The following is a 12,519-nucleotide window of genomic DNA, read 5'->3' on the forward strand; positions in this document are numbered from 1 at the left end:
CGCAACTTGTGCAAACGTATTGGCTTCTCGCGAAGTAGCAAGCGAAGTTGTATTAATCGATATCAAAGAGGGTCTTTCAGAGGGTAAAATGCTTGATATGTACCAAGCATCAGTTACTACTGATTTCAAAACTAAACTTACTGGTTGTACAAACGACTATGAGAAAACAGCTAACTCAGATGTTATTGTTGTAACTTCAGGTATTCCTCGTAAACCAGGTATGACTCGCGAAGAGTTAATTGGAACTAACGCAAACATTGTTAAGAGCGTTGTTTCTCAAGCATTAGCACAATCTCCTAACGCTATCTTCATCATCGTATCTAACCCAATGGATACTATGGCTTACTTAACTTTAAAATCAACAGGTCTTCCTAAAAACCGCGTAATTGGTATGGGTGGAGCATTAGACTCTTCTCGTTTCCGTTGCTACTTAGCAAAAGCGGCTGACGCAAACATTCACGATGTTGATGGTATGGTTATTGGTGGACACGGAGATACTACAATGATTCCTTTAACATCAAAAGCAACTATTAAAGGTGTTCCTGCTTCACAATTCCTTTCTAAAGAGGAACTTGAGAAAGTTGCTGCTGATACAATGGTTGGTGGTGCAACATTAACAGGACTTCTTGGAACTTCTGCATGGTATGCTCCCGGAGCTGCAGCAGCATCAGTTGTTGAGGCTATCTTGGGCGACCAAAAACGTATCATTCCTTGCGGATGCTACCTTGAAGGAGAGTACGGACAAGAGGATATTATGATTGGTGTTCCTGTTGTTATTGGTCGCAATGGTATTGAGAAAATCGTTGAGATTGAACTTACAGAAGATGAGAAAGCTAAATTTGTTGCTTCTGCTGACGCTGTTCGCAAAGTTAACCAAATCCTTACAGATACTGGCGCTATCTAATAGAAGATATTTAGCAAATTTTATATACAAGAGAACGGCAGTCGATCGACTACCGTTCTCTTTCTTTTGATTACACCCACCTCCCAAATATCTTCAAAGACAATAACTAATTGATACCATTTACTATTTTGCCAATCCTCAACAGAGGGATTATCAGGTAATGGTCCTACAACATTGATTCTCATGATAATATCCTCGCACATATTTAAAGAGATAATATTGCTATCATGAAACTCACATCTCTGTCTCCCCAAATCTCCCTAATCTTATCAAATCCTCTAATCTTTAACTTTGCTCCTTCAGAAAAGCCATTACTTATATAATCTTTTCGATTCTCAAGAATAATAATTCTATATAAAAAAATGGCAAACCTTCAGAGATTTGCCATTTGAAGTTAGTTAATATTTAAACTCTTAGAAATTTCTAAATCCCATTATCTTACGCACCTCTGCAAGTGTTTTTGCTGCACTCTCACGAGCCTTCTCTGCACCCATTTTCACAACCTTACGCATATACTCCTCATCTTTTATAATCTCATTGTAGCGTTCACGCATAGGAGTTGTTACTTTTAATATATCCTCTGCTATCTGTTTCTTTAAATCTCCGTAACGGATTGAACAATCGGCATACGCTGCTTTAAATTGTTCAACAACTTCAGGTTCTGACACAAGACTCATTACTGTAAATAGGTTCTCTATTGGTTGAGAGAGTGGAGAGTTTGGTGCTTGTGGACCTTCATCTGTTACCGCTTTCATAACCTTTTTACGTAGGGGTTTATCCTCATCTATCAAGTAGATGCAGTTACCCTCTGATTTTCCCATCTTACCGCTACCGTCAAGACCAGGAACTTTTATTGACTCTGAACCGAAGTTATAACTCTCAGGCTCTGGGAAGAACTCTACTCCATATATATTATTGAAACGGCGTGCAAAACGGCGAGTCAACTCCAAGTGTTGCTCCTGATCTTTACCCACAGGCACTTTTGTCGCTTTGTGAATAAGTATATCCACAGCCATTAGTGATGGATAGGTTAATAGTCCAGCATTTACGTTTTCGGGTTGTTTGCGAACTTTATCTTTAAACGATGCAGTACGCTCCAACTCTCCAATATATACGTGCATATTCAACAATAGGTACATTTCCGAAATCTCGGGAACATCGCTTTGGATGAATATTGTCGACTTCTCAGGATCAAGTCCCGCTGCAAGATATTGAGCCAATATACTCTTAACATTATCGTGCAATTGAGCAGGATCTGGGTGTGTTGTTAATGCGTGAAGGTCTGCAATAAAAAAGAAACAATCGTTCTCATTCTGCATCTTCACAAAGTTACGCAACGCTCCATAGTAGTTTCCCAAATGGAGGTTTCCTGTTGAGCGAATACCGCTCACAACTATATCTTTCATAATTCTTTCTCTACTCTTTTTTAATTAATGAGGAACGACTTGCATCGCTCCTCTTTTATATATGTTATTATTTTATATTGACAAATCTTCAATTGGGAGTGGTTGACGGAACGCCTCTTTAAACGAGATTATTGACTCGGTACGAGCCAACCCCAATGGTTGTAATTTATCGTGAATTATATCCAATAGGTGAGCATTATCACGTGCATATAGTTTAATAAACATATCGTATTGTCCTGTTGTATAGTGACACTCAACCACCTCGGGTATCTCTCTTAGTTTTGCAACCACATCTTCAAATTGATCAGGTGTTTGAAGATATAAACCCATATAGGCACATGTTCCAAAACCAACCTTTGCAGGATCAACAAAATAGTCAGTTCCTTTTATTATACCTAAATTCACCAATCTTTGTACTCTTTGATGAATTGCTGCACCAGATACTCCACATTCACGAGCCACTTCAAGAAATGGAACTCTGGCATTTGCTGAAATTAATCGTAAGATTTTATAGTCCAACGAGTCTAATTGTTGTCTTGCCATATCTTTTATTTTTTAATTACAATTTAATAGTACAAATATATAATATTTTTGAATATAAATGTATCTTTAATTAATAATTTTTGAAATTTTGAGTATGAAATTATAATTTTCAAACAATTTATATGAATTTAACACCTATATTATTATAATTTATAAGTAACAATTTAATTTTATGCAATTAGCAAATAGTCCTAATCTCAGGGATTTATAGATTTGATAATATGTTTTTACAGATTCAGTTTTGTAGAATAAAAATATTTGATTACCTTTGCACCCGATTCAGACAAGATTCGGGATGTAGCTCAGCCCGGTTAGAGTACACGTCTGGGGGGCGTGTTGTCGCTGGTTCGAATCCAGTCATCCCGACAAAATAGAAATGCTAATTGGTTAAAACCGATTAGCATTTTTTGTTTTACCTGCTATCTTTAATTTCTTATAATTTAAAGAGTAAGCGTATAAAGCAATATTCCCATTACTAATAACAAGAATAGCAATAATATAGGATATATTATGCAAGCAAAGATTTTTTTTAGTACTGAAAAATCCAATGGATTCTCAATCCATTCCTTTATAAGTTTCTTGTATAAAAAAAACATATACACAAAAAACAGCATTAACGGGAAAACCATTAATACAAAAAATAATATTTTACCCATCATATTGCTAAACTAAATTGACAATCCAAGTTTCTGCATAAACTTTTGGATATTAACAATATAGCGAATATGTATTCCCTCGCCTATTGTTTTATTATCTTCTGTTGCCAGAACAGAGAATGTTAGTTTTCTGCCCTCCTGTTGCAAGAGAGTTGCGGTTGCTTTTATGTTTGCTCCTATTGGAGAGGGCGAAAGGTGTTTAATATTTAACTCCGAGCCAACGGTGGTTTCTCCCTCTGATAGTATTTTCTCTGCCGCTTTCATTGCTGCGTTCTCCATAAGAGCTGCCATTGACGGAGTAGCAAATACAGGAAGCGTTCCCGAGCCTACAAACTCGGCGGTATTCTCTTTTTGAACTTGAACTTCTGAAGTGCTACTTATCTTATCCATTATTGTTTTTTAGAAAAGTGATAAAATTGTGGGAACGGAACCGTCCTCATCATCCTCTTTAATATTCTCAATTTCAATATCTTCCTCTAACAAATCATCTATTTTTGGTTCCTCTGCAATAATAGGTTCCTCTTCAACCGTACTATATGTTTGAGGCTCCTCTTTCTCCATCTTCTTTGAAGCCTTTTTCGATAAAGTCTCATTCTCCTTCGCTTCAAGAAATTCTATATAGTTGCGTATTGCCATAAGTTCAGCTCTGACATCTTTTAGACGATTCACAACCTCTATTGTGGTGTTCTCTAAATCAGGGTTATCTTTGAGACGTTTTTTTGCACCATCAAGAGTTAAACCTTTCTCTTTTACAAGATGATATATTAGTTTTACAACCTCTAAATCAGAGTTGCTATAAAGGCGAACTCCTCGCGATGCTCTACGAGGTTTTATCTCTTTAAATTCTCGCTCCCAGAAACGAAGTGTCGATTCATTTGTGCCTACAATTTCGGCAACCTCACTTATTGAGTAAAACTGTTTTTTTGGGTATTCTGAACGTTCGCCTGCCATATTTTGAGTTTATTTTATATAAAACTGCTATTTTTTGATAGATATTATCAACTTATTTGTTCATAATTTACGCAAAATTAATATTTTGAATTATTTTTGCAAATTGTTTGAGGACTTTTTATATGGAACATATAACTTGCCACTTAAACTTTCATTTTTTTGAATAAAATAAACTAAACAAATATGCTTACATCAAAAGAAATTCGCGAATCGTTTAAAGAATTTTTCAGATCAAAGGGACACGAGATTGTTCCTTCGGCTCCTATGGTTATAAAAGGAGATCCCACTCTAATGTTTACAAATGCAGGTATGAACCAATTTAAAGATATTATTCTTGGTAATGCCCCTATCAAATACCCCAGAGTTGCAGACTCTCAAAAGTGTTTGCGTGTAAGTGGTAAACATAACGACCTTGAAGAGGTTGGTTTGGATACTTATCACCACACTATGTTTGAAATGTTAGGTAACTGGTCGTTTGGTGATTACTTCAAAAAAGAGGCTATCGATTGGGCTTGGGAATACCTTACTGAGGTTCTTAAACTTGACAAGAATCGTTTGTATGCTACCGTTTTTGAGGGTTATGCACCCGAAGGTTTGGAGCGTGATGATGAGGCTGCTGGTTATTGGGAGAAACACTTACCTGCTTCACACATCATAAACGGAAACCGTAAAGACAACTTCTGGGAGATGGGCGATACAGGACCATGCGGACCTTGCTCTGAGATTCACATTGACCTCCGCTCTGATGCTGAACGTGCAGAGAAAGATGGTCGTGAACTTGTTAACGAGAGTCACCCACAAGTTATTGAGATATGGAACTTGGTATTTATGCAATACAACCGCAAAGCAGATGGTTCATTAGAGGGACTTCCTGCTAAGGTTATCGACACAGGTATGGGATTTGAGCGTTTGTGTATGGCTATACAAGGCAAGACTTCGAACTACGACACTGATGTTTTCCAACCTATCATTCTTGCAATTGGTCAACTTTGCGGTAAAAAATATGGCGAAGATGCTCAAGCAGATATTGCAATGCGTGTTATTGCCGACCACGTTCGTACAATCTCATTTGCTATTACTGATGGTCAATTACCTTCAAATGCAAAAGCAGGTTATGTAATACGCCGTATCTTACGCCGTGCTGTACGTTACGGATACACCTTCTTAGGACGTCAATCGGCATTTATATACTCACTTATTCCTACTCTTGCCGACCTTATGGGAGATGCTTATCCCGAACTTGTTTCTCAAAAGGAACTTATTATGAAGGTGGTTAAAGAGGAAGAGGAGGCATTCCTTCGTACTCTTGCTACTGGTATTAAACTTTTAGATAAGGTTATGGCAGATGCTAAAGAGGCTGGTAAAGATAAAATTGGCGGTAAAGAGGCATTTACTCTTTACGACACATACGGATTCCCATTAGACTTAACCGAACTTATTCTTAAAGAGAACAATTTAGGAGTTGACATTGAGGAGTTCAACAAAAATATGCAGGCTCAAAAAGAGCGCGCTCGTAACGCTGCCGCTACTGAAACTGGCGACTGGGTTATTGTTAAAGAGGGAGATCAAGAGTTTGTTGGTTACGACTTTACAGAGTGCGATGTTGAGATTTTACGCTATCGTAAAATGAAACAAAAAGATAAAGAGTTTTATCAAATCATATTAGACAAAACTCCTTTCTATGCCGAAATGGGAGGTCAAGTTGGTGATACTGGTACTCTTACTGCCGACAATGGCGAGGTGGTAAAAATCATAAACACTGTATCGGAAAACAACTTGGGTATGCAAATTACCGAGAAACTTCCCGAAGACCTTACTTGTGGCTACGTTGCAAAAATTGATGTAGAGAAACGTTTGGCTACTGCATGCAACCACACAGCAACCCACCTGCTTCACGAGGCACTACGCGAGGTATTAGGCTCTCACGTTGAGCAAAAAGGTTCGTATGTAAACCCAAAAACTTTACGTTTCGACTTCTCTCACTTCCAAAAGGTTACTCAAGAGGAGTTACGTGAGGCAGAGAAACTTGCAAACAAAAAAGTTCGCCAATGTATAGCTCTTGATGAGCGTAGAAATATGCCAATTGCAGAGGCTAAAGCAATGGGTGCAATGGCATTGTTCGGCGAGAAGTATGGCGATGCTGTTCGTGTTATCAAATATGGCTCATCAGTTGAACTTTGTGGAGGTACTCACGTTGCCAACACAGGTATGATTGGTCAAATAAGAATTATCTCAGAGAGTTCAGTTGCAGCAGGCATCCGCCGTATTGAGGCTATCACTGCTGAGGTTTGCGAAAAATCACTTTACGATCTTGAGGACCTATTGAGCGGACTAAGAGAGATGATGAACAACGCTCCCGATATTAAGACCTCTATTAAAAAGATGATGGAGGATAACAGCTCTCTACGTCAGCAAGCACAAGAGTTTGCAAAAGAGCGTGGAAAACGTTTGAAAGATGATATTATCAAAAACATTGATGAGCGTTCAGGCATAAAAGTAGCATCAATTGTCAACGTTGTTGCTCCCGAAACTATTAAAGATATTGCATTCCAATTAAGAGGAGAGTTTACAGAGAACTTTGCATTTGTTGCAGGAACAATCTCTGGCGAAGACAAGCCTTTGCTTACTGTTATGTTAAGTGAGGATTTGGTCAACAAGGGATTAAATGCTTCGGCTCTTGTTCGTGAAGGTGCAAAACTTATTCAAGGAGGCGGTGGCGGACAACCTCACTTTGCTCAAGCAGGAGGAAAGAACAAAGAGGGTATAAGCCAAGCAGTAGAGGCTATTATTAATGCTATTGTTGGATAATAACTAACAGTTATCAGCAGTCAGGTTTGAGAACAAAACCATAAAATAATAATCAACCAAAATAAAAGTAAAATATAGATGAGAAGATGGCGTATTGAAGACTCTATGGAGTTGTATAATATCAACGGCTGGGGCCTTAAATATTTCACTATTAACGACAAAGGGCATGTAGCAGTTACTCCCAAAGAGGGAGGTGCGAGTGTCGATTTAAAAGAATTGATGGATGAACTTCAGGTGCGTGACGTTACTGCTCCTGTATTGGTTCGTTTCCCTGATATTCTTGATAATCGTATCGAAAAGATATCGAACTGCTTCAAGAGAGCAGCAGATGAGTATGGTTATACTGCACAAAACTTTGTGATTTACCCTATAAAGGTAAACCAAATGCGACAAGTGGTTGAGGAGATTGTCAGTCATGGTAAAAAGTTCAACATAGGTTTGGAGGCAGGCTCTAAGCCCGAACTACATGCTGTGTTGGCTACAAATGCAGGTAAGGATTCATTGATTATCTGTAACGGTTATAAAGATGAGAACTATATTGAGTTGGCTCTTCTTGCTCAAAAGATGGGACGCAGAATATTCCTTGTTGTTGAGAAGATGAACGAACTTGTTCTTATTGCCGACATTGCCAAACGTTTGAACATACGCCCAAATATTGGTATCCGCATTAAACTTGCAAGTAGCGGTAGCGGTAAATGGGAAGAGTCGGGAGGCGATGTAAGTAAGTTCGGATTAAACTCGAGCGAACTTTTAGACGCCCTTGATTTTATAGACAAAAAACAACTTCGCGACTGCGTACGCCTAATTCACTTTCATATAGGTAGTCAAGTAACAAAGATACGCCGTATCAAGAATGCTCTTAAAGAGGCATCACAATTCTACGTTCAATTGCGTAAGTTAGGATTCAATGTAGATTTTGTTGATATTGGCGGAGGTCTTGGCGTTGATTACGATGGTACACGCTCATCGGCAAGTGAGAGTAGTATGAACTACTCTATACAAGAGTATGTAAATGACTCTATCTGGGCATTGGTTGATGCCTCAAACAAGAACAATGTACCCCACCCCAATATCATCACCGAATCGGGACGTTCACTTACAGCCCACCACTCGGTATTAGTTTTTGAGGTATTGGAGACTGCTTGCCTTCCCAAATGGGAACGCGATGATGAGATGCCTGATGATGCTCATGAGTTAGTTAAGGAGTTATACCACCTACGCGACAAAGTATCATCTTCGCAACTTATTGAGACTTGGCACGATGCCCTTCAAATCAGAGAAGAGGCACTTGACCTGTTCAGTATGGGACTTTTAGACCTTCCAAACCGAGCTTTGGTTGAGCGTCTGTTCTGGAGTGTGGCAAGAGATGTTTATGCCGAATCGGCTTCACTTAAACACGTCCCAGAAGAGTTGAAGAAAATCTCCAGAATGTTACCAGATAAATATTTCTGTAACTTCTCATTATTCCAATCTCTTCCAGACCTTTGGGCTATTGATCAAGTATTCCCAATTATGCCTATCGCTCGTTTGGATGAGAAACCCGATTGCAATGCAACTCTACAAGATATTACTTGCGACTCTGATGGTAAGATTACAAACTTTATATCATACCAAAGTTTGAGTAACAGTCTGCCTGTTCACTCAATCAAGAACAAGAAGGAGTCATATTATATAGGCGTATTCCTTGTGGGTGCATATCAAGAGATTTTGGGAGACCTACACAACCTGTTTGGCGACACCAATGCAGTTCATGTCAGCGTGTATGACGACCACTATGAGATTGACCAGATCATAGATGGCGAGACTGTTGCCGAAGTATTGGATTACGTTCAATATAATCCTAAGAAGATGGTACGCTCGTTAGAGACTTGGGTTACATCTTCAATGAAGGCTGGTATAATAACTCCCGAAGAGGGACGCGAGTTCTTATCGAACTACCGTTCGGGACTTTATGGATATACATATCTCGAAAGAGATTAAACTATATAAAAGAGTATGCGATATTTCCTCGAGATTGCTTATGACGGCAGTGCCTACCATGGTTGGCAGGTGCAACCAAATGCCATAAGCGTACAACAGGTTATTGAGGAGATATTGCATAAACTTTTGGGTACCCCTACCCCCGTTGTTGGTGCTGGAAGAACAGATGCTGGTGTTCACGCCAAAAGAATGTTCCTGCACTTTGACACAGAGAAAGAGATATGCTCCGATGATTTTGTGCGTAGATTAAACTCTATTCTACCACAAGACATATCGGTATATGCCATACACCGAGTCAAGGATGATGCTCACGCACGTTTTGACGCAACATACCGCACCTACAACTACTATATAACAAATGTAAAGAGCCCTTTCACAAGACACTATTTTCACAGATACTTTGGCACTCTCGATTTTGATGCTATGAACCAAGCTGCAGAGAGGTTGAAGAGTTTTACCGACTTTACAAGTTTCAGCAAACTGCACACCGATACAGTTACCAATAACTGTTGTGTAATGGATGCCCATTGGGAGGAGTGCGAGGGAGGACACCGATTTGTCATAACTGCCGACCGTTTTTTACGCAATATGGTGCGTTCAATTGTTGGTACTCTTATTGAAGTTGGCAGAGGCAAACTTACAATAGAGGAGTTTTGTAAAATTATTGAGGCCAAAGACCGTTGCAAAGCAGGAACATCAATGCCCGGCAATGCACTATTCTTGGTTGATGTGGGATACCCAGAAGAGGTTGTTAGTTGTCAACTTCGTTACCCCTATGGGGTAGTTGTTAGTTAAAGTAGGAACGTAGTATGCTACGTACACTAAAATACAAAAGTAGAGAATGAAAAAAGTTACAATACAAGGAGTTACAGGCTGTTTTCACGAAGCAGCAGCAAGAAACTATTTTGCAGGAGAGGAGATTGAGACCGTACCCTGTCAAACATTTAAGGAGTTGTTCAATACAATGGCTTGTGAGAGCGACTACTATGGTATTGTTGCAATAGAGAATACCATTGCAGGCTCGTTGTTGCAAAACTATGAACTATTACGAGCAAGTGAGTTGCAAATCATAGGAGAGTATAAACTCCGCATATCGCACGTTTTAGCGGCTCTTAAAGGGCAAACTATTGAAGATATTACTGAGGTAAACTCTCACCCCATCGCTCTTGCTCAATGCGACAACTTCTTGGATGCTCACCCACGTCTGAAAATTGTTGAGAAAGATGATACCGCAGGCTCGGCAAAGGAGATTGCAGAGAAAAATCTCACAGGACATGCTGCCATTTGTGCCGATATTGCCGCTGAGTATTACGGACTAAATATACTTGAAAGAGGAATTGAGACTAACAAACGTAACTTTACCCGCTTCTTAATATTGGCAAATGCCAACAAAACAGAGAACAGTGCCAACATTCCCGGCATCAACAAAGCATCGTTAGTATTCAGTCTTCCTCACGCACACGGAAGTTTATCAAAGATATTGACAATCTTCTCGTTCTACGATATAAACCTAACAAAGATTGAGTCAATGCCAATTATCGGTTGCGAATGGGAGTATCGTTTTTATGTAGATGTTACATTTAACAACTATGTTCGTTACCGCCAATCACTAACCGCTATCACCCCACTCACTAAATCGTTTAGAATATTGGGAGAGTATAAGGAGTTTTAGTAATTAGGAATGAGTAATTAGGAATTGTAGCAAAGCCCTGTACTAATTCCTAACTACTCTCTTCTAACTACTAATTATTTACCTTCCCGTATGTGAAAAGAAGTGCCACTTACGTTTATGACAATCTTTTTTATCTGTTGCTATACGCGACTCGGTTGGGTATTCCAACTTCTCCAAATCGGCAATGTAGGTTTTAATATCGGCAAGTAGCATATCTGCCATATCGCGAGAGAAGCCTTGACGTACTACTATTCGCATTACGGTCATATCCTCAATATCCTTTGGCATTGTATAGGCAGGTACCATCCAACCACTCTGTTTTAGTCGGTCTTGCAGGTCAAATAGTGTCCATTTTGCTTTTTTTGCATAATCATCTTTGAGAGACCAAATGAACAACGGATTTTCAAGTGTTGTACTATATGCGTGGAATTGTGGCATTTTGGCAATCTCAGCGTGTAGATACTCTGCTACCGCCATACTGCTCTGCTGAATGGCTTTATATCCTTCAAATCCCAATCGGATGAATTGGTAGTATTGTCCTAAGATTTGTGCCGCAGGGCGAGAGAAGTTTAATCCTACTTGCGTTATATTTGCTCCAAGATAGTTTACACTGAACGACATCTCTTCGGGTAGATACGATTTATCTTTCCATACCACCCAACCCAATCCGGGATATACAAGACCATATTTGTGACCTGAGGTGCTTATTGAGAGTACCCACTTCAAACGGAAATCCCAACGCTTTTCGGGTTGTAGGAATGGTAATATAAACCCGCCCGATGCTGCATCAACGTGAATTGGCACGTTATGCCCTGTTGAGGCATTATACTTTTCGAGTGCTTGATTGAGTGCCTCCACATCATCATTTAGTCCTGTCCATGTTACTCCTTGAATTGGCACAACGCATATTGTATTCTCATCACACATTGATATGGCTTTCTCAATATCAAGTGTTATATGTTCGTGTGTTAGGGGTACAGTACGCATCTCAATTTGCCACAACTGTGCAAACTTTTCCCATACTACCTGATAGCCCGATGATATTACAAAGTTTGGTTTGTCGCATGGCTTTCCTGCTGCTTTTCGGCGTGCTTTCCAGCGTAACCACGCTGCCACTCCTCCCAACATACACGCCTCTGATGAGCCTATTGCTATTGCTCCCGTTTTCCATTTGTTCTGTTCAGGAGAGTTCCAAAGGTTTGCCATAATGTTAATGCATTTGGCATTCATCACCGCTACACGAGGATATTCTGTTTCATCAATGTAGTTAACCGCTATTGCCTCGTTCATAAGTCGGGTTGCATACTTATCCATATAGGTTGTTACAAAGGTGGCAAGATTTAGACGTGGCTGAGTTTGTGCAAAGGTCTCATCTTTTACCATCTGGTAGGCAATCTCGGGTGAGGTTGGATGACATGGGATTGTTTCACATGGTGCTGATTGCAACATTCGCTCCGATCCAAAGATTGGAGTTGTGCATCCACAACTGTCGGTGTGGCAACTGTTATTTTCTTTCATAATTAAAGTTTTTATTGTTTACCTCTTATAAACACCTTGTATTATAAAAGAGTTTTACAAATGCTCCTGATATCCTCTTAT

The 12,519-nt window shown here is 39.5% G+C and carries 10 protein-coding genes and 1 tRNA gene; 6 read left to right on the forward strand and 5 right to left on the reverse strand.

Annotated elements, in window-relative coordinates:
• The first annotated feature begins 19 nt into the window (after positions 1-19).
• Positions 20-904 (forward strand): malate dehydrogenase, encoded by an 885-nt coding sequence (locus tag IKK64_04655; protein MBR4119352.1) that lies wholly within the window; start codon positions 20-22, stop codon positions 902-904.
• Positions 905-1,317: 413 nt separating this feature from the next.
• Here the strand turns inward: IKK64_04655 and trpS are convergent, their stop codons facing one another.
• Together trpS and IKK64_04665 are read right to left on the reverse strand one after the other, a co-directional pair.
• A complete protein-coding gene (gene trpS / locus IKK64_04660; GenBank protein ID MBR4119353.1) occupies positions 1,318-2,310 on the reverse strand; it encodes a tryptophan--tRNA ligase in 993 nt (330 codons plus the stop codon).
• A gap of 72 nt (positions 2,311-2,382) precedes the next feature.
• Positions 2,383-2,853 (reverse strand): Lrp/AsnC ligand binding domain-containing protein, encoded by a 471-nt coding sequence (locus IKK64_04665; protein ID MBR4119354.1) that lies wholly within the window; start codon positions 2,851-2,853, stop codon positions 2,383-2,385.
• A gap of 291 nt (positions 2,854-3,144) precedes the next feature.
• On the opposite strand from IKK64_04665, the gene IKK64_04670 reads away from it, so the two are divergent.
• Positions 3,145-3,219 (forward strand) — tRNA-Pro (locus IKK64_04670).
• 302 nt (positions 3,220-3,521) lie between these two features.
• Here IKK64_04670 and IKK64_04675 read toward each other — a convergent pair.
• Both IKK64_04675 and IKK64_04680 read right to left on the reverse strand, forming a co-directional pair.
• Positions 3,522-3,902 (reverse strand): thioesterase family protein, encoded by a 381-nt coding sequence (locus IKK64_04675; GenBank protein ID MBR4119355.1) that lies wholly within the window; start codon positions 3,900-3,902, stop codon positions 3,522-3,524.
• Between the two features lie 6 nt (positions 3,903-3,908).
• The gene (locus IKK64_04680; GenBank protein ID MBR4119356.1) at positions 3,909-4,460 is read right to left on the reverse strand and encodes a MerR family transcriptional regulator; all 552 of its coding nucleotides are present in this window, start codon (positions 4,458-4,460) and stop codon (positions 3,909-3,911) included.
• A gap of 183 nt (positions 4,461-4,643) precedes the next feature.
• Here IKK64_04680 and alaS point away from each other — a divergent pair, with 183 nt between their 5' ends.
• From alaS to IKK64_04700, 4 genes are all read left to right on the forward strand, one after another.
• Positions 4,644-7,268 carry an alanine--tRNA ligase gene (gene alaS, locus IKK64_04685; protein ID MBR4119357.1) on the forward strand — a complete coding sequence of 875 codons (2,625 nt, stop codon included), beginning with the start codon at positions 4,644-4,646 and terminating at the stop codon, positions 7,266-7,268.
• A 78-nt stretch (positions 7,269-7,346) separates the two neighbouring features.
• Positions 7,347-9,248, forward strand: a complete 1,902-nt coding sequence (gene speA / locus IKK64_04690) for a biosynthetic arginine decarboxylase (protein ID MBR4119358.1) — start codon at positions 7,347-7,349, stop codon at positions 9,246-9,248.
• A gap of 15 nt (positions 9,249-9,263) precedes the next feature.
• On the forward strand, positions 9,264-10,043 hold the full coding sequence (gene truA / locus IKK64_04695; protein MBR4119359.1) for a tRNA pseudouridine(38-40) synthase TruA: 780 nt from the start codon (positions 9,264-9,266) through the stop codon (positions 10,041-10,043).
• A 46-nt stretch (positions 10,044-10,089) separates the two neighbouring features.
• Complete coding sequence (locus IKK64_04700; GenBank protein ID MBR4119360.1) at positions 10,090-10,920, forward strand: prephenate dehydratase; 831 nt, start codon at positions 10,090-10,092, stop codon at positions 10,918-10,920.
• Positions 10,921-10,998: 78 nt separating this feature from the next.
• Here IKK64_04700 and IKK64_04705 read toward each other — a convergent pair whose 3' ends face one another.
• Positions 10,999-12,438 (reverse strand): glutamate decarboxylase, encoded by a 1,440-nt coding sequence (locus IKK64_04705; protein ID MBR4119361.1) that lies wholly within the window; start codon positions 12,436-12,438, stop codon positions 10,999-11,001.
• Positions 12,439-12,519 lie beyond the last annotated feature (81 nt).

This window comes from Bacteroidales bacterium (assembly GCA_017521245.1).
Taxonomy (GTDB): domain Bacteria; phylum Bacteroidota; class Bacteroidia; order Bacteroidales; family G3-4614; genus Caccoplasma_A.